The organism is Geodermatophilus sp. DF01-2 (assembly GCF_004571065.1).
GTDB lineage: Bacteria > Actinomycetota > Actinomycetes > Mycobacteriales > Geodermatophilaceae > Geodermatophilus.
In genome coordinates, this window is sequence record NZ_SPQN01000082.1 from 1 (window position 1) to 17,758 (window position 17,758).

14 protein-coding genes, 2 pseudogenes and 1 riboswitch are annotated in these 17,758 nt (G+C 73.1%); of the genes and pseudogenes, 10 read left to right on the forward strand and 6 right to left on the reverse strand.

Going from position 1 to position 17,758, the window contains the following annotated elements; translation table 11 throughout:
* A pseudogene (locus E4P41_RS17755) lies at positions 1 to 1,172 on the reverse strand (DUF2157 domain-containing protein); the annotation flags it as partial.
* 181 nt (positions 1,173 to 1,353) lie between these two features.
* On the opposite strand from E4P41_RS17755, the gene E4P41_RS17760 reads away from it, so the two are divergent.
* The 5 genes from E4P41_RS17760 to E4P41_RS17780 all read left to right on the forward strand — a co-directional run bounded on the left by E4P41_RS17760 (position 1,354) and on the right by E4P41_RS17780 (position 6,710).
* Complete coding sequence (locus tag E4P41_RS17760) at positions 1,354 to 2,955, forward strand: ABC-F family ATP-binding cassette domain-containing protein (protein WP_135142590.1); 1,602 nt, start codon at positions 1,354 to 1,356, stop codon at positions 2,953 to 2,955.
* Positions 2,956 to 3,226: 271 nt separating this feature from the next.
* On the forward strand, positions 3,227 to 3,454 hold the full coding sequence (locus E4P41_RS17765; RefSeq protein ID WP_100497576.1) for a helix-turn-helix domain-containing protein: 228 nt from the start codon (positions 3,227 to 3,229) through the stop codon (positions 3,452 to 3,454).
* The gene (locus E4P41_RS17770) at positions 3,451 to 4,227 is read left to right on the forward strand and encodes an enoyl-CoA hydratase/isomerase family protein (RefSeq protein ID WP_135142591.1); all 777 of its coding nucleotides are present in this window, start codon (positions 3,451 to 3,453) and stop codon (positions 4,225 to 4,227) included. Before E4P41_RS17765 ends, E4P41_RS17770 begins: the two co-directional genes overlap by 4 nt.
* Positions 4,228 to 4,312: 85 nt before the next feature.
* Positions 4,313 to 6,205: an ABC transporter ATP-binding protein gene (locus E4P41_RS17775; protein ID WP_135142592.1), complete on the forward strand. Its 1,893-nt coding sequence runs from the start codon at positions 4,313 to 4,315 to the stop codon at positions 6,203 to 6,205.
* 43 nt (positions 6,206 to 6,248) lie between these two features.
* Entirely contained in the window at positions 6,249 to 6,710 is a 462-nt protein-coding gene (locus E4P41_RS17780) for an SgcJ/EcaC family oxidoreductase (protein ID WP_135142593.1), read from the forward strand.
* 282 nt (positions 6,711 to 6,992) lie between these two features.
* Here E4P41_RS17780 and E4P41_RS17785 read toward each other — a convergent pair whose 3' ends face one another.
* The 5 genes from E4P41_RS17785 to E4P41_RS17805 form a co-directional block, all read right to left on the reverse strand.
* Positions 6,993 to 7,307 (reverse strand): multidrug efflux SMR transporter, encoded by a 315-nt coding sequence (locus E4P41_RS17785; protein ID WP_135142594.1) that lies wholly within the window; start codon positions 7,305 to 7,307, stop codon positions 6,993 to 6,995.
* 10 nt (positions 7,308 to 7,317) lie between these two features.
* A riboswitch (guanidine-III (ykkC-III) riboswitch) is annotated at positions 7,318 to 7,384 on the reverse strand.
* 397 nt (positions 7,385 to 7,781) lie between these two features.
* On the reverse strand, positions 7,782 to 8,096 hold the full coding sequence (locus E4P41_RS17790) for a type II toxin-antitoxin system VapC family toxin (protein ID WP_209307783.1): 315 nt from the start codon (positions 8,094 to 8,096) through the stop codon (positions 7,782 to 7,784).
* Positions 8,093 to 8,338 (reverse strand): type II toxin-antitoxin system prevent-host-death family antitoxin, encoded by a 246-nt coding sequence (locus E4P41_RS17795; protein ID WP_135142595.1) that lies wholly within the window; start codon positions 8,336 to 8,338, stop codon positions 8,093 to 8,095. Before E4P41_RS17795 ends, E4P41_RS17790 begins: the two co-directional genes overlap by 4 nt.
* 48 nt (positions 8,339 to 8,386) lie before the next feature.
* The gene (locus E4P41_RS17800; protein ID WP_245177453.1) at positions 8,387 to 9,139 is read right to left on the reverse strand and encodes a CbiX/SirB N-terminal domain-containing protein; all 753 of its coding nucleotides are present in this window, start codon (positions 9,137 to 9,139) and stop codon (positions 8,387 to 8,389) included.
* A 9-nt stretch (positions 9,140 to 9,148) separates the two neighbouring features.
* Positions 9,149 to 12,022, reverse strand: a complete 2,874-nt coding sequence (locus tag E4P41_RS17805) for an aconitate hydratase (protein WP_245177454.1) — start codon at positions 12,020 to 12,022, stop codon at positions 9,149 to 9,151.
* A 310-nt stretch (positions 12,023 to 12,332) separates the two neighbouring features.
* On the opposite strand from E4P41_RS17805, the gene E4P41_RS17810 reads away from it, so the two are divergent.
* From E4P41_RS17810 to E4P41_RS17830, 5 genes and pseudogenes are all read left to right on the forward strand, one after another.
* Positions 12,333 to 13,322 (forward strand): DNA adenine methylase, encoded by a 990-nt coding sequence (locus E4P41_RS17810; RefSeq protein WP_135142596.1) that lies wholly within the window; start codon positions 12,333 to 12,335, stop codon positions 13,320 to 13,322.
* Entirely contained in the window at positions 13,319 to 14,164 is an 846-nt protein-coding gene (locus E4P41_RS17815) for a hypothetical protein (protein ID WP_135142597.1), read from the forward strand. The genes E4P41_RS17810 and E4P41_RS17815 overlap by 4 nt, the downstream gene beginning before the upstream one ends.
* A 94-nt stretch (positions 14,165 to 14,258) precedes the next feature.
* Positions 14,259 to 15,008 (forward strand): Sir2 family NAD-dependent protein deacetylase, encoded by a 750-nt coding sequence (locus E4P41_RS17820; protein ID WP_135142598.1) that lies wholly within the window; start codon positions 14,259 to 14,261, stop codon positions 15,006 to 15,008.
* 101 nt (positions 15,009 to 15,109) lie between these two features.
* Positions 15,110 to 16,657: an AMP-binding protein gene (locus tag E4P41_RS17825; protein WP_135142599.1), complete on the forward strand. Its 1,548-nt coding sequence runs from the start codon at positions 15,110 to 15,112 to the stop codon at positions 16,655 to 16,657.
* 343 nt (positions 16,658 to 17,000) lie between these two features.
* A pseudogene (locus E4P41_RS17830) lies at positions 17,001 to 17,758 on the forward strand (hydrolase); the annotation flags it as partial.

A 17,758-nucleotide genomic window follows, 5' to 3' on the forward strand; every position in this document is an offset into this window, starting at 1 on the left:
GCCGCGGTGAGCAGGACCAGGCCCAGCCCGGCGGCGACGACCCGGCCGGGGAGGTCGAGGCGTCCGAGGGCACCGGTGAGCGCCAGGGCGGCGACCGCGGCCGCCGTGCCGGCCAGCAGCGGGGCCGTCGGCAGCCGGACGGCCAGCCGCGCGTCCCGCCGCAGGAGAAGTGGCACCACTCCCGCGACGGTGAGCAGGACCGTCGTGGACCACGCGTCGGCCGTCGTCCCGACCCAGGCGAGGAGCACCCCGCCGGTCCCCGCGACGAACGCCCACAGCGCGGCCAGCACCTGCGCGACCGGCGCCAGCAGCGGACGCAGCCGCAACAGCACGGCGACGTCGAGCAGGGCGGTGCCGAGGGCGGCGGCGACCACGGCCGCGCCGGTGCCGGTCTCGGCGGGCAGCAACAGCACCGGGACCGGCTGGACGGCGAGCAGCGCGGCCAGCGGCCAGGTCACGGTGCTGCGGGTCAGCCGGCCGAGGCCGAGGGCGGCCGCCGCGACGACGCCGCACGAGGCCGCCGTCCACAGCCGCGCCGGGACGCCGTCGAGACCCCACAGCCCCAGGGCGTGCGCCGCGGCGAGGTCGACGACGAGCAGCGCCGCACCGGCGGCGGCCAGCGCCTCCTCGGTGGCCCGCAGGCCGCGCCGCGCCGTCCACGCGGAGACGCCACAGGCAGTGACCGTGACGGTTCCCATCACCGCGGCCTGGAAGACCAGGCCCAGCCGGGTCCAGGCGACGGCGACGAAGGCGATGCCCGCGGCGACCACCAGCAGGGCGCCGAGCCCGAGGAGCACCTGCTGCGGGCTGACCCGGCGCGGCGGCGGGGGCACGGGGTACCGCTCGTCGATCGGGGGCGGCGGAGGAGCCGGTGCCGGCACGCCGGGAACCGGTGTCGTGACCTGGCAGACCGCGGATGTGGGCGCGGGCGCCGGGGGAGGTGCGGCCGTCGCCGGCGTCGCCGGCGTCGCCGCCGTCCGCAGCGTGGCCAGCAGCCGGTCGCGGTCGCGGACGAGCTCGTCGATCGTGGCGGCGATGCGGGCGACGACGCGGGCGGCCTCGCCGACGGCCGGCAGGCCGCAGGAGGGGCACGGCGCCGGTCCGGACCCGGCGCTGGGCAGGCCGCACACGGGGCACGGCGGGCTCCACGGCGGACCGGACGTCGAGGTCATGCGCAGGATCGTGGCCCGCGCCGGGCCCGCGCGGAGGGTCCTCTCACCCTCCTGTGGACAGCCGTGCCGCCGACGTCACCCGGAATGCGGTCGGAACCACGCAGATGGCCTCTCTGCAGGGTCCCGCGCTGAGCTTGCGAGGCGTGGGGGGCAGAGAGGTCCTTCAACTACCCTGGGATCAGTGATCACGACGACCGGCCTCGAGCTGCGCGCCGGTGCCCGCGTCCTCATCGGCGACGCGACCCTGCGCGTTCAGCCCGGCGACCGCATCGGCCTCGTGGGCCGCAACGGCGCCGGCAAGACCACCACGCTCACCACCCTCGCCGGCGAGCGGCTGCCGCACGCCGGCAAGGTCGAGGTCAGTGGCGAGATCGGCTACCTGCCGCAGGACCCGCGCAGCGGCGATCTCGACATTCCCGCCAGCGACCGCGTGCTCTCCGGCCGCGGGCTCGACGTCCTGCGCGCGCAGATGACCAAGGCGCAGGTGGCGATGGCCGAGCCGGCCGACGACGCCGAGCGGGACAGGGCGGTGCGCCGCTACGGCCGGCTCGAGGACCAGTTCGCCGCACTCGGCGGGTACGCCGCCGAGAGCGAGGCGGCCCGGATCTGCACCGCCCTCGGGCTGCCCGACCGGGTGCTCACCCAGCCGCTGCGAACCCTCTCCGGTGGCCAGCGACGCCGCGTGGAGCTGGCCCGCATCCTCTTCTCCGACGCCGAGACGCTGCTGCTCGACGAGCCCACCAACCACCTGGACGCCGACTCGATCACCTGGCTCAAGGGCTTCCTGTCCGCGCACAGGGGCGGGCTGGTCGTCATCAGCCACGACGTCGAACTGCTCGACGCCGTCGTCAACAAGGTGTGGCACCTCGACGCCAACCGGGCGACGGTCGACGTCTACAACCTCGGCTGGAAGCCCTACCTGGCCCAGCGGGAGACCGACGAGCGCCGCCGCAAGCAGGAGCGGGCCAACACCGAGCGCAAGATCGACGCGCTGACCGCGCAGGCGGACAAGATGCGCGCCAAGGCCACCAAGGCCAAGGCGGCGCAGAGTATGGACAAGCGCGCCCAGCGGCTGGCCAGCGGCCTGGAGGCCGTCCGCGTCCAGGACCGGGTGGCCAAGCTGCGTTTCCCGACCCCCGCGCCGTGCGGCAAGACACCGCTGACCGCCGAGGGCCTGTCGAAGAGCTACGGCTCGCTCGAGGTGTTCACCGACGTCGACCTCGCCGTCGACCGGGGGACGCGGGTCGTCGTCCTCGGGCTCAACGGGGCCGGGAAGACCACGCTGCTGCGCATGCTGGCCGGCACCGAGATGCCCGACACCGGCGAGGTGAAGGCCGGACACGGACTGCGGATCGGCTACTACGCGCAGGAGCACGAGACCCTCGACCTGGACCGCTCGCTGCTCGAGGTGATGCGGTCGTCGGCGCCGCAGAGCACGGACACCGAGCTGCGGCGGATCCTCGGCGCGTTCCTCTTCTCCGGCGACACCGTCGACCAGCGGGCCGGCACGCTCTCCGGTGGTGAGAAGACCCGGCTGGCCATGGCCACGCTGGTGGTGTCCGGCGCGAACGTGCTGCTGCTCGACGAGCCGACCAACAACCTCGACCCGGCCAGCCGCGAGCAGGTGCTGGAGGCGTTGCGCACCTACACCGGTGCGATCGTGCTGGTGACCCACGACGAGGGCGCGGTGCGGGCACTGGACCCGGACAAGGTCATCCTGCTGCCCGACGGCACCGAGGACGCCTGGAGCGAGGACCTCGCCGACCTCGTCGAGCTCGCGTAGGGAAGGGCTCGCCGTCGCGAGCGGGCAGTTGCGGTCGTCCGGGCCGGCGCGCCTGCGCGTGTCGACGACGACAACTGCCCACTCGGCAGGACCGGGTCAGCGGCACCTGGCCGCGGCCGGTAGCCGACGATCTCCTCCTTCGCGTGGCCCGCATCGCCCGGTCGGGTGATCATGGGACGTGGGACGCCGAGGTCAGCGGGGCCCGGCGCCGACGGGACGAGCAGCCTCACCGGACTACGCGTCCGCGGCCGGTTGCTGACGGAGGGGAGTCATGGCCGACTCGAGCACCGCGGATCTCGGCAAGGGCAAGCGCATCACCGGTGGCGACCGCACGTCGCTCGCCGACGAGCTGCGCAAGCGCTACGACGGCGGCGAGAGCATCCGCTCGCTGGCGTCGTCGACGAACCGGTCCTACGGCTTCGTGCACCGGCTCCTGTCGGAGTCCGGTGCCACCCTGCGCAGCCGCGGGGGAGCCAACCGGAACAGCAAGAAGAGTTGAGCGGGGCGGACCAGGGCGGGTGGGTGCGGACGGCGCGGGACGGCGCCGTCCTCACCGTCACCCTCGACCGGCCCGACCAGCTCAACGCGCAGACCCCCGTCACGTGGGCGGCTCTCGCCGCGGTCGGCAGTTCGCTGGACGACGCCGTGCGGGTCGTCGTCGTGCGCGGCGAGGGGCGGTCGTTCTCCGCGGGGCTGGACCGCTCCCTGTTCAGTGCCGACCCCGCCACCGCCGGCGGCCTGGGCGAGCTGGGCCGGCGACCCGCCGAGGAGGCGCAGGAGCGCATCCGGCGCTACCAGGCCGGCTTCCGGTGGCTGCGCTCGCCGGGGATCGTCTCGGTCGCCGCGGTGCAGGGCCACGCGATCGGCGCGGGAGCGCAGCTGGCGCTCGCCTGCGACCTGCGGGTGTTCACCGAGGACGCCGTCCTGCGGCTGCCGGAGGCGACGCTGGGGCTGGTGCCCGACCTCACCGGCACGAGCACCCTGGTCGAGCTGGTCGGCTACTCCCGGGCGCTGGAGATCTGCCTCACCGGGCGGGCCGTCGGCGCGGCCGAGGCCCGGGCGATCGGGCTGGCCACCACCGTCGTCCCGGCGGCCGGGCTCGAGGAGGCGGTCGGGGCGCTGGTCACGGCCATCACCGCGGCCCCGGCGGGGGCGAGCCGGGAGACCGCGGCGCTGGTCCGCTCCGCCGTCCGCAACGACCCGGAGGCGCAGGACGCCGCCGAGCGCGCCGCCCAGACCCGGCGGCTGGCCGAGCTGGCCGGCGGGCGCTGAACCGTCGGAGGTCGCTGCCACACTCCTCGCGGAACAGCCCACCGGGTGGGGGTGTTGGCCGGTCGGGAGAGGAGGTGGCAGGGACGTGAGCGGTTCCATGACCTCCATGGCGGCGATGCGGTCCTTCCGCCGCGACCCGTCGGTCACCGCGCGCGAGCTGCCCGAGGGCACGGTGCGCCGCATCCTCGGCATCGCCCGGCCCTACCGGCGCGAGCTGACCTGTTTCGTGCTGCTGGTGGTCGGCTCGTCGGTGATCGGCGTGCTGACCCCGCTGCTGGCCGGCCGGATCATCAACCTGATCGCCGGTCTGGACGGGACGGCGGCCGACGTCGTCCGCATCGCGCTGGTCATCGCGGCGCTCGCCGTCGTCGACGCCGGCATCTCGCTGGCCACCCGCTGGTTCTCCGCGCGCATCGGCGAGGGCGTCATCTACGACCTGCGCAGCCGGGTGTTCGAGCACGTGCAGCGGATGCCGGTCGCCTTCTTCACCCGCACCCAGACCGGCGCGCTGGTCAGCCGGCTGAACAACGACGTGATCGGCGCCCAGCAGGCGTTCACCTCGACCCTGTCCGGGGTGCTGTCCAACGCGATCGGGCTGGTGCTCACCGCCGCGGTCATGTTCACGCTGTCCTGGCAGATCACCGCGCTGTCGCTGGTCCTGGTGCCGGTGTTCGTGCTCCCCGCCCGGCGGATCGGGCGGCGGCTGCAGGAGATCACCCGCGAGTCCTACGGGCTCAACGCCTCCATGAACGCCACGATGACCGAGCGGTTCAACGTGGCCGGGGCGCTGCTGGTCAAGCTGTTCGGTCGGCCCGACGTGGAGGCCGACGGGTTCCGCGGCCGAGCCGCCCGCGTGCGCGACATCGGCGTCCTGTCGGCGATGTACGGGCGCACCTTCTTCACCGCGCTGACCCTCGTCGCGGCGCTGGCCACCGCGCTGGTCTACGGCCTCGGCGGCTGGCTGGCCTTCACCGGCTCGCTCAGCCCGGGCGACGTCGTCGCGCTCGCGCTGCTGCTCTCCCGGCTGTACGGCCCGCTGACCGCCCTGTCCAACGTCCGGGTCGACGTGATGAGCGCGATGGTCAGCTTCGACCGGGTCTTCGAGGTGCTCGACCTGCCGCCGATGATCCGGGAGGAGCCCGACGCCGTTCCCGTGCCGGCCGGCGACCGGTCCATCGAGTTCGAGCACGTCTCCTTCAGCTACCCCTCGAGCGCCGAGGTCTCGCTACCGTCACTGGAGGACGTGTCGCTGCCCGAGCACGGCGGGCCGACGGCGGTGCTGCACGACGTCTCCTTCCGGGTGGAGCCCGGTCAGCTCGTCGCCTTGGTCGGCCATTCCGGGGCGGGGAAGTCGACGATCGCCAATCTCGTACCGCGGCTGTACGACGCGACCAGTGGCACGGTGCGGGTGGGCGGGGTCGACGTCCGGCAGGTCACCCTGGCCTCGCTGCGGGACGCGATCGGCGTGGTCAGCCAGGACGCGCACCTGTTCCACGACACCATCCGCGCCAACCTCCTCTACGCCCGGCCGCAGGCGACCGACGACGAGCTGTGGGCAGCGCTGACCGGCGCCCGCATCGCTGTGCTGGTGCGCGCGCTGCCCGATGGCCTGGACACCGTCGTGGGCGACCGCGGCCACCGGCTCTCCGGCGGCGAGAAGCAGCGGCTGGCGATCGCGCGGGTACTGCTCAAGGCGCCCGGGATCGTGATCCTGGACGAGGCCACCGCGCACCTGGACAGCGAGTCGGAGGTGGCGGTGCAGCACGCCCTGGACACCGCGCTGGCCGGCCGGACGTCGCTGGTGATCGCGCACCGGCTCTCCACCATCCGCAGCGCCGACCAGATCCTCGTGGTCGACGATGGTCGCATCGCGGAGTCGGGCACACACGAGGAGTTGCTGGCGCTCGGCGGACGGTATGCCGACCTGTACCGCACCCAGTTCGCGGTCGGCGAGGGTCGAACGGTCGGTGCGGCCTGACCACTACCGTCACTCCTGTCCCAGCAACGCAAGAGGAGCCAGCGTGACGTCAGCGCACCCGAACGACGCACAGATCCGTGCGCTCTACGCCCAGTTCCTCGACGGGTGGAACCGGCGCAGCGGCGCGGCGGTCGCGGCCGGCTTCGCCGACGACGGCGACATCGTCGGCTTCGACGGCAGCCACCACCGGGGCCGACTGTCCATCGCGGCCGACCTCCGGCAGGTGTTCGGCAGCCACCCGACGCCCACCTACGTCGGCGTCGTCCGGTCGGTTCGGCCCATGGCGCCCGGTGTCGCGGTACTGCTTGCGCACGCCGGGATGATTCCGGCGAACGGCAACGACTTCGACCCCGACCTGCACACCGTGCACACCCTCGTCGCCGTCGAGGAGGGCGGTCGCTGGCGGATCTCGCTGCTGCAGGCCACGCCCGCGGCCTGGCACCAGCACCCGGAGGCCCGCGAAGCGCTCACCCGGGAACTGCGCGGGCTGCTGGCACCACAGTGACCTGCGGGCCGACGTCAGCAGTACAGCCGCTGTAGCAATGGCGGCGGTGCCGGCCCGCCGCGGCGGTCGGCGGCGCGGGAGGTCGGTCGAGCCCCTGACGGCTCGAGAAGCGTCAGCGGGGTTGCGCCGGCGGCCCGAACTCGAGTCCGTCGCGGCGGGCGAGTGTGGGCTCGTCCTCGTCGGCTGCTCTGCCCGTGCCGTGCCCCCGTGCCGTCCACGGTCCCGCCCGGCCCACCCTCGGCCCCGCCGGGGGAGCACCCCGGCCCCGTCGAGGGCAGGGAATCAGTGCAGGACCTTGAGCCCCACGACGCAGCCGACGATCCCGGCCAGCAGCAGCAGCCGGACCGCGGACACCGGCTCCTCACCGGTCACCATGGCGATCACGACGGTCAGGACGGCACCGATGCCCACCCACACCGCGTACGCGGTCCCGACCGGGAGCTCCCGCATGGCGTAGGCCAGCCCCGCCATGCTCAGCACCAGGGTGACGCCGAAGACGATGGAGGGGCCCAGCCGGCTGAACCCCTCGGAGCGGCCGAGGGCGGTGGCCCACACGGCCTCCAACACACCGGACACGACGAGCACGACCCAGGACACGATGCCTCCACGGGCGCCGTCTTGTCGCTGTCCGGGTACGGCACCGCTCGTCCGGGGGCCCGGAACGGGGCCCACGTCCATCCTCCCAGACCCGGCGGCGACGGCCACTTCGCAGGTGTCGAGCGGACGTCGTGATCTCCGCATCGCGACCGAGGAACCTGGAGTTGCCGACCTGCAAGGACTCGTCCTCGGGCGTCGTGATGCCGGCCCCATGACCCTGGTTGCCGCGCGTGGAGGACCTCCGCGTGCGCGGGACGACGGAATGCTGACGCGCGCATTCGACGCGTTCGCGGGACGCTCCGGCGGGGGCGACGGTCCGGTGCCGCCCGAAGCCAGCGCCACGGGCGGAGTCGGCCGACGCCCGTGGCCCGGGACGTCAGGCCGCAGGGCGCCTGTGACCGCGTCCGGATCGGGCGAGCGCGTCGAGGGCCGGGACGCCGTACGGCCGGAACCGCGGGTCGGCGGTGACCACGGTCAGGCCCTCGGCCACGGCTGAGCGATCAGCAGTCGGTCGAAGGGATCTCGATGGTGCAGCGGAAGGTCGGCGACCGCGAGGCCGTGCTGCGGTGTGAGGGGCAGGAGGCGCATGCCGCTGCGAACCACCTCAGCGTGGAGGTCACCTCGGACGGAGAGCTTGCCGACCGCGGCCTTGACGCCGACCTCGGCGAACGACACGGCACTGACCCGTAGCTCACTCGCCCGTTCGATGGCCTGCTCGGCATGCGGGCCCAGTCGGCGGACGTCGCCGAAGTGCCAGAGCACGACGTGTGTGTCGAGCAGGAGCCTCACGCAGGGTTGTCGAGCATCTCGTCGAGCTCCGCGTCGGTGAACTCGGAGCCCTCGCCGATGGTGATCAACCCTCTCATCGAGCCTCGTGCGGCGAGGAAGCGGCTGCCCGCCGAGGGGGGTTCCACGGGGACGAGCCGCGCGACCGGTATCCCGTCCCGGGCGATCTCGACCTCCTCGCCGGCCTCGACCCGGACGAGCAGCTTCGACAGCTCGGTCTTCGCCTGCCCGACGTTCACCCGCACGATGACCACGGTAGTCAGCCTGGCCAAGGTTGACCAAGCCAATCACGGTCATGCGCTGCTTGCCACGGCGGTGTCGTAGCGGTCGAGCAGGACGGCGGCGATGCGCTCGTCGGGCAGCAGGGGAGCGGTGACCGTATCGGCACCGGCCCCGCCGAGCTTCGCGTGGAAGTGGCCCGGCGCGAGCAGGTAGGCGGCGAGCGCCACTCGCCGGGCGCCGGCGGCTCGTGCGGCGGCGACCGCGTCGGGTACCGGCGGCTGCGCGGCCGAGCCGTAGCCGGTGGTGACCGGGCCGGTCCAGCGCTCCTGCAGCTGCGCGGCGGTGGCATCGACGTCGGCGACCGACCGCGGGTCGCTGGAGCCCGCAGCGGCCAGCACCACGGCCGTGCCCGGGTCGCGCGGGTCGGCGCCCGCGGCGACCAGCCGGTCGTGCAGCACGGCGACCAGCCGCGGGTCGGGACCCAGCGGCCGGGCGGCGCGGGCCGGGTCGTGCGCGCGCACGGCCCGGGCGATGTCGACGTGCACGTGGTAGCCGCCGGAGAGCAGCAGCGGGACGACGACCGCGGGGCGCCCGCCGGCCGCGAGGCCCGCGACGACGTCGGCGACCGTCGGTGGCTGCACGTCGACGAACGCCGCCGCCGTCACCAGGCCGGGACGCAGGGTCCGCGCGGCCAGAGCGAGCTCGGCGACCAGCCGGCGGCCGGTGGGGTTGCGGGTGCCGTGCGCGCAGGCGACCAGGACCGGAGCCGGACGCGTGAGGACGCCGCCCCCCGGGACACGGGGGGCGGCGCCGTCGTCGGTCACGGGGCGCGGTCAGCCGCGCAGCGAGCGCAGCACGTACTGCATGATCCCGCCGTTGCGGTAGTAGTTGGCCTCGCCGGGGGTGTCGATCCGGACGGTGGCGTCGAATTCGACGTCACCGGCCTTGACCTTCACCGTGCGGGGCGTGCGGCCCTCGTCGAGCTCGGTGATCCCGGTGATGGTGAACTCCTCCTCGCCGGTCAGGCCGAGCGACTCGCGGTCCTGGCCCGCGGGGAACTGCAGCGGCAGGACGCCCATGCCGATGAGGTTGGAGCGGTGGATCCGCTCGTAGCTCTCGGCGATGACCGCCTTGACGCCGAGCAGCGCCGTCCCCTTGGCCGCCCAGTCGCGCGACGAGCCCGAGCCGTACTCCTTGCCGGCCAGCACGACCAGCGGGATGCCCTGCTCCTGGTAGGCGACCGAGGCGTCGTAGATCGTCGTCGTCTCGCCGGTCAGGTGGTTCCTGGTGACCCCGCCCTCGGTGCCGGGCACTAGCAGGTTGCGCAGTCGGATGTTGGCGAAGGTGCCGCGGATCATCACCTCGTGGTTGCCGCGCCGGGAGCCGTAGGAGTTGAAGTCGCGCCGCTCCACGCCGTGCTCGCGCAGGTACTTCCCGGCCGGGCTGTCCGGCTTGATCGACCCGGCGGGGGAGATGTGGTCGGTGGTCACCGAGTCGCCGAGGACGGCCAGGGCGCGCGCCCCGGCGATGTCCTCCACCGGCGCGGGCTCGGCGGGCATGCCCTCGAAGTACGGGGGCTTGCGGACGTAGGTGCTCTCGGCGTCCCACGCGAAGGTGTCCCCGGTCGGCGTGGGCAGGTTCTGCCACTGCTCGGTGCCGGCGAAGACGTCCTCGTAGCTGCGACCGAACTGCTCGGCGGAGACGGCCTCGTCGATGACCCGCTGGACCTCCTGCGGCGAGGGCCAGATGTCGCGCAGGTACACGTCCTGGCCGTCGGTGCCCTGGCCCAGCGGCTCGTTGGTGATGTCGACGTCCATCGACCCGGCCAGCGCGTAGGCGATCACCAGCGGCGGGCTCGCCAGGTAGTTCATCTTGACGTCCGGGTTGATCCGGCCCTCGAAGTTGCGGTTGCCCGACAGCACCGAGACCACGGCGAGGTCGGCCTCGTTGACCGCGTTCGACACCGGCTCGGGCAGCGGGCCCGAGTTGCCGATGCAGGTCGTGCAGCCGTAGCCGACCAGGTAGAAGCCGAGCTTCTCCAGGTACGGGGTGAGCTGCGCCTTCTCGTAGTAGTCCATGACGACCTTGGACCCGGGGGCCAGCGTCGTCTTCACCCACGGCTTGGAGACCAGGCCGCGCTCGACGGCGTTCTTGGCCAGCAGCGCGGCGCCGAGCATCACCTGCGGGTTCGACGTGTTGGTGCACGAGGTGATCGCGGCGATGACGACCGAGCCGTGGTCGACGAAGGTCTCCGTGCCGTCCTCCAGGACGACCTTCGTCCGCTCGGAGGGGCGGCCGGACACGGCGTCGTCCTCGTAGTGGTGCGGCTGGCCCGCAGCGCCGTTGCCGTGACCGCCGCCCGGGGCCGGGGTGGCCGGGTCGGACGCCGGGAACGACTCCGCCGAGGCCTCGTCGACGGCGGACTCGACGCCGTAGGGCTGCTGGTTGGCCGGGACGCCGGGCTTGCGGTCCTCGCCGCCGGTCTCGTCGTCCTGCACGTAGTCGGCGAGCGCAGCACGGAAGGCGGCCTTCGCGTCGGCGATCGCCACGCGGTCCTGCGGACGCTTCGGCCCGGCGATCGACGGGACGACGGTCGACAGGTCCAACTCGAGGTATTCGGAGAACGCCGGCTCGCGCGACGGGTCGTGCCAGAGGCCCTGCTCCTTGGCGTAGGCCTCGACCAGCGCCACCTGCTCCTCGCTACGGCCGGTCAGCCGCAGGTAGCCGATGGTCTCCTCGTCGATGGGGAACATCGCCGCGGTGGAGCCGAACTCCGGGCTCATGTTGCCGATCGTGGCCCGGTTGGCCAGCGGCACCGCGGAGACGCCGGCGCCGTAGAACTCGACGAACTTCCCGACCACGCCGTGCTGGCGCAGCATCTCGGTGATCGTGAGGACCAGGTCGGTGGCGGTGGCGCCGTCGGGCAGCTCACCGGTCAGCTTGAAGCCGACGACCCGCGGGATGAGCATCGACACCGGCTGGCCGAGCATGGCGGCCTCGGCCTCGATGCCGCCGACGCCCCAGCCCAGCACGCCCAGGCCGTTGACCATCGTGGTGTGCGAGTCGGTGCCCACGCAGGTGTCGGGGTAGGCAATCATCCGCCCACCCGACCCGCCCTCGTCGCCCTCCTGGCGCGGGAACACCACGCGGGCCAGGTGCTCGATGTTGACCTGGTGGACGATCCCGGTGCCCGGGGGGACGACCTTGAAGTCGGCGAAGGCGCCCTGGCCCCAGCGGAGGAACTGGTAACGCTCGCCGTTGCGCTCGTACTCGATCTCGACGTTGCGCTCGAAGGACTCCGGCGTGCCGAAGACGTCGGCGATCACCGAGTGGTCGATGACCAGCTCGGCGGGGGCGAGCGGGTTGATCTTCTGCGGGTCGCCGCCGATCTCGGCCATGGCCTCGCGCATGGTGGCCAGGTCGACGATGCAGGGGACGCCGGTGAAGTCCTGCATGACCACGCGGGCCGGGGTGAACTGGATCTCCTGGTCGGGCTCCGCGTCCGGGTCCCAGTTCGCCAGGGCGCGGATGTGGTCGGCGGTGATGTCCGCGCCGTCCTCGGTGCGCAGCAGGTTCTCGAGGAGGACCTTGAGGCTGAAGGGCAGCTTCGCTGAGCCCTCCACCGCGTCGAGCCGGTAGATGTCGTAGTCGGTGCCGTCGACGGTGAGCGTCGTCCGCGCGCCGAAGCTGTCCTTGCTGGCTGCCACTTCTCTGCGCCTACCCCTCGCTGGTCTGTCGCGCTGCTTGCCACCCTGCATCATCCCAGGAGCCCGCCGGTCCGCGGAGGTGAGGCGACCCTTGCTCGGGAGGGGCCGTTCGGCTCCTGCGGTCGACGCCACCCGACGGGCAGGGCTGCTGACCGACACGCCCACGCGTCGCCGGTCACTCGGTGGATCCCCAGGACTGTCCGACCGGTCCGCCAGACTGGCGCCCGTGACGGTCATCGAGGAGTCTGCCCCTGCCCACGGCACGTCCGAGGCCGTTGCGCGGGCCGGTCGGTTCCCGCGACTGCGGTACATGGGGTCGAAATACCGTCTCCTCCCGCACCTCGCCCAGGCCTTCGTGGACGTGGGCGGCGACACGGCGGCCGATCCCTTCTCCGGCTCGGGCGTCGTGTCCTACCTGCTCAAGTGCCTGGGGTACCAGGTGGCCAGCAGCGACTACCTGAACTTCCCGTCGGTCATCGGGAGGGCCACGACGGCGAACGCACGCACGACTCTCTCGGCGGACGAGGTCGAGGTGATCTGCGGGCCCCCGGCCGACGACCGGGACTTCATCTCGCGCACCTTCGACGGGCTGTACTTCACGGCCGACGACCGCCGCTTCCTCGACTCCGCCTGGTCCCACATCGACCGGATGGGCGGACATGCGCGTGATCTCGCCATCTCCGCGCTCGTCCTGTCGGCGGCCCGACGGCAGCCGCGTGGGGTGTTCACCTTCACCGACGCGCAGAAGTACGGCGACGGACGGAGGGATCTCCAGTTGTCGTTGCGGGAGCATTTCGTGGAACGGGTCGCCGAGTACAACGCGGTCGTCTTCGACAACGGGCGGGCCAGCACGTCGGTCCAGGCCGAGGTGTTCGACGTCGACGCCGGCCCGTACGACGTCGTCTACCTGGATCCTCCGTACGCGCCGCCGTCCGACGACAACGACTACATCAAGCGCTACCACTTCCTCGAGGGTCTGAGTGGCTACTGGCACGGGGCCTCGATCATGGAGAACACGAGGACGAAGAAGCTCGCCAAGCGCTTCACCCCCTTCGCGTACCGCCGTACGATCGACGACGCGCTGCTGAGGACGTTCGAGCACTTCGCCGACTCGCGGGCGCTCGTGCTGTCGTACTCGTCGAACGCCGTTCCCGGCGCCGAGCGCATCGTGGAACTGCTGGGGAAGGTGAAGGACGTGGTGGAGGTCCGGTCGATCAATCACCGCTACAGCTTCGGAACCCATGGGGCCGCCACCCGGCGCGCCGTCGAGGAGTACGTCTTCATCGGTCGGAACGCGTGAGGAGCATCCCGACCTTCGAGGAGTATCTCGACACGCTCGGTCGACTCTCGATCCACGTCGACCCCACCGCCGGTAGCCCGCAGTCGGCCGAGTTGAAGGAGGCGGCCGAGAGTCTCGGACGACTGGACGAGGTCTCGGTCGTCTCTCTCGCCCGTTGGGTCAACAGTCACCCGACCTGGGTCCCGGCCCTCGGGCTCGCCGTGGGCTTGAGTCAGGAACAGCTCAGGAACCAGCTGCGCCACCACCTCGGCTCGTCGGGTTGGGTCAGCCTCGCGCGTGACATGCCCATCCCGCTGGTGGCGATGCTGGAGGAGCACTTCGACGTCGTCCGCCTGATCGAGAGCCAGCGAGACCGGAGCTACGACTTCGGTGACATCCTGGTGGCTCGCGGCGGCACCCGGGCCGCCGCGAGCCGTGCGGGCGCATCCGGTCGCCGGATCGAGGACGAGATCGAGGCCATCGCGCTCGATCTCGGCCTCGCATGCGCGACCCGCACGCGTTTCGTCGGGCGCAACGGACGCGATGCTCCCTGTGAACTGGTGGTGCCGGACGGCCCGAACGCGGCCATAGCCGTCGCCGCCAAGGGCTTCGACTCGACCGGCAGCAAACTCAGCGACGCGGTGCGTGAGATCGAGGAGATGGCGGACGTGCGCCAGCCCCGCCAGTTCATCATGGCGGTCATCGACGGAATCGGGTGGAAGCAACGGCAGGCCGACCTGCGGCGCATCCACACCCTCTGGGCGCAGCAGCAGATCGACGGGATGTACACCCTCGCCACCCTGGGCGACTTCCGCGCAGACCTCGAGGAGGCCGCCCGGCTCCGCGGGCTGTTCCAGCTCTAGCTCCTACGGTGGGCGCCGTGACCGAGCTCGCGAGGTCGCGCATGGAGGCGGCACCGCCGGGCGCGGGGCTGACGAGCGCTGACGAGGAGGCCCCGTGACCGTCCCCGAGCCGTTGCCCGGCTGGCTGGCCGACGCCCGACGGGTCACCGTCCTCACCGGCGCCGGCATCTCCACCGACAGCGGCATCCCCGACTACCGCGGCCCGGACGGCGTGTGGACGAGGGATCCGGACGCCGAGAAGCTGGTGACGCTGTCCTACTACGTGGCCGACCCCGACATCCGCCGTCGTGCCTGGCTGATGCGCCGGGACCTGCAGACCGGCGACGTCGCACCCAACGCCGGGCACCGGGCGCTGGTCGACCTGGAGCGCCGGGGCCGGCTGCGGGCGCTGCTCACCCAGAACGTCGACGGGCTGCACCAGGCGGCCGGGTCGTCGCCGGAGCTGGTGCTCGAGCTGCACGGCACGGTGCACGCGGTCGAGTGCCTGGCCTGCTCCGACCGGACGACGATGGCCGAGGCGCTGGCCCGCGTGGACGCCGGCGAGCCCGACCCCGTCTGCCGGGTGTGCGGCGGCATCCTCAAATCCGCGACGGTCAGCTTCGGCCAGGCCCTCGACCCGAGGGTCGTCGAGGCCGCGGCGCAGGCGGCCACCGACTGCGACGTCTTCCTCGCCGTGGGCACCTCGCTGACCGTGCATCCCGCGGCCGGGCTGACCGACCTGGCTGCGCAGAGCGGGGCCCGGGTCGTCGTCGTCAACGCCCAGCCGACCCCCTACGACGACCTCGCCGACCTCGTCGTCCGTGAGCCGATCGGGACGGCGCTGCCGCGGCTGCTGCGCGGCTGATCAGGGGGCTCTCCTCCTCGGGTCGCGGAAGGGTCGCTAGCGTGACGGGCATCACGTCGAGCGGCTGACCTCCCGGTCGGCCCGAGGACCCGGGAGCCGGAATGCGCGTGCCCTTGACCACCCGTGACTTCCTCGACCGCGCCGAGCTCGTCTACGGCGACCGGGTCGGCGTCGTCGACGAGCCCCAGCAGCCCGCTCCCTCCCTCGGGGAGGTGAGCTACCGCGAGGTCGCCCGCCGCGGCCGCGCCCTGCAGGCCGGCCTCGACGCGCTCGGCGTGGGGGAGGGCGAGCGGGTCGCCGTCGTGAGCCACAACGCCGGCCGGCTGCTCGAGTGCCTGTTGGCGCTGCCGTCGTCCGGGCGGGTCGTCGTCCCGGTCAACTTCCGGCTGCAGCCGGAGGAGGTCGGCTACATCGTCGGCCACAGCGGCGCGCGGGTGCTGCTCGTCGATCCGGAGCTGGAGGCCTCGCTCAAGGGTTGCGTCGACGGCACCGAGGCCGAGCACCGGTTCACCACCGGCGAGGAGTACGAGCAGCTGCTGCGCTTCGACGCCGAGCCGGCGCCCTGGTCGACGCCCGACGAGGACGCCACCGCCACGATCAACTACACCAGCGGGACGACCGCCCGCCCCAAGGGCGTGCAGATGACCCACCGCAACATCTGGGTCAACGCCGTCACGTTCGGCATGCACATGCAGGTCAGCGACCGGGACGTCTATCTGCACACGCTGCCGATGTTCCACTGCAACGGCTGGGGCCTGCCGTACACGATGGCGGGGCTCGGGGCCAGGCAGGTCGTGATCCGCAAGATCGACGGCGCGGAGATCCTCCGCCGGGTCGACCGGCACGGCGTCACCGTCATGGCCGGCGCCCCGGCGGTGTGGAACGCCGTCCTGGACGCCGCGGCCGAGTGGGACGGCGAGGTCCCCGGTCGCGACCGGGTGCGGATCATCGTCGCGGGCGCCCCGCCGCCGTCGAAGACCATCGCGCGGGTCGAGGCCGAGCTGGGCTGGGAGTTCAACCAGATCTACGGACTGACCGAGACCGCGCCGCTGCTCACCATCAACCGGCCGCGCGCCGAGTACGACGACCTCGACCGGGAGGAGCGGGCGAGGCGGCTGTCCCGGGCCGGGGTGCCGTCGCTGGGCACCCGGATGCAGGTCGGGGAGAGCGGCGAGGTGCTGGTGCAGAGCAACACCGTGCTCGCCGGCTACTGGGACAACCCCGACGCCTCGGCCGAGGCGCTCGACGGCGGCTGGTTCCACACCGGTGACGGCGGCTCGATCGACGGCGGGGGGTACCTCACCATCTCCGACCGGAAGAAGGACGTGATCATCACCGGTGGCGAGAACGTCTCCTCGATCGAGGTGGAGGACGCCGTCTTCAGCCACCCGGCGGTCGCCGAGGTCGCGGTCATCGGCATCCCCGACGACAAGTGGGGCGAGATGGTCACCGCGCTGGTCGTCGTCGCCGAGGGGGAACAGGTCACCGCGGAGGAGATCATCGCGCACTGCCGGGGCCGGATCGCCGGGTACAAGATCCCCAAGCGGGTGGAGTTCCGCGACGAGCTGGCCCGCACCGCCACCGGCAAGATCCAGAAGTTCAAGCTCCGCGAGGCGTTCTGGTCCCCGAGCGACCGGCAGGTCAACTGACGAGCGCCATCCGGGTCAGGGCCGTGGTCCTGCCCCGACCCCCGGAGCGCCAGGTGAGCTGAACAAGGACCTCTCCCTGGAGCCCCTCGGACGAGGACCCCCCTCCTGGGTCCCGTCGCCTGCTCGGGAAGGCCGAGGAGGAAGCCGCCCCGGGAAGGGGCCGCCGCGCCGAACGGCCTCCCCCCATGGGGGGAGGCCTGCTCAACCCCTCCGCTGATCCCGCCGATCCGGCACCGGAGAGCGCCCCCTGGGCGCCGGACGTGCGGGGTCGTCGAGAGGTCGGGACGTGGGCGGAGCGGACGAGCAGGGGCGCCATCCGAGGGGCGGCCGGCCGAGGAACGCCGTGCCGCGGTGGCTGCTGCGCGGTGCCGGGACGGCGGTCACCGCCCTCGTCGTCGTCGGGCTGGCCCCGGGTGCGGCCCTCGCCGCGCCGGGCGACTCCGCGGTGGCCCGGGCGCAGGCCGAGCGCGACGCCGCGGCCGCCCGGGTGGGCGAGATCGGTGCGCAGCTGGCGCAGGCCCAGGAGCGCGTGGACGCCGCCCGTCAGGGGGCGCTGATCGCGCTGCAGGAGTACGAGGAGCGGCAGGCCGCCCAGCAGCAGGCGCAGGCGGCGGCCGAGGCCGCGGCCGCGACCGCCGAGCGCGCCGCCGCGGAGCTGGGCCGCGGTCGCGCGGAGGTGGTGGCCTTCGCGCGGTCGAGCTACATGCAGGGCAGCACGTCCCCGGGCACGGTCGCGCTGTTCAGCGCCGACGGCCCGGCCCAGCTGGTGGAGCGGGCCGCGCTGCTCGACGCCGCGGGCAGCCACCGGGTCGACGTCGTCACCGAGCTGACCGTCCTCGAGCAGCAGGCCTCCGCCGCGGACGGCGCCGCACAGGTCGCGGTGCAGGCGGCCAGCGACGCCGAGGCCGTTGCGGCCGGGTTCCTGGCCGAGGCCCAGGCCCAGGAGGTCTCCGCGCGCTCCCAGGCTGCCGCCCTCGCCGACCAGCGGGAGGTCCTGGAGGTGGAGCTCGCCGCGGCCCAGGAGGTCCTCCACGGCGCCCAGGGCGCCGAGGCCGCGGCGGCCGCCGCGGCGGCCGCGGCCCAGGCGGCGCAGTCGCGCCC

Excerpts from the sequence above, each read along its gene's own strand:
- E4P41_RS17765 (WP_100497576.1), top strand. The coding sequence starts at position 3,227 with ATGGCCGACTCGAGCACCGCGGATCTCGGCAAGGGCAAGCGCATCACC.
- E4P41_RS17810 (WP_135142596.1), top strand. The coding sequence starts at position 12,333 with ATGGGGTCGAAATACCGTCTCCTCCCGCACCTCGCCCAGGCCTTCGTG.
- E4P41_RS17825 (WP_135142599.1), top strand. The coding sequence starts at position 15,110 with ATGCGCGTGCCCTTGACCACCCGTGACTTCCTCGACCGCGCCGAGCTC.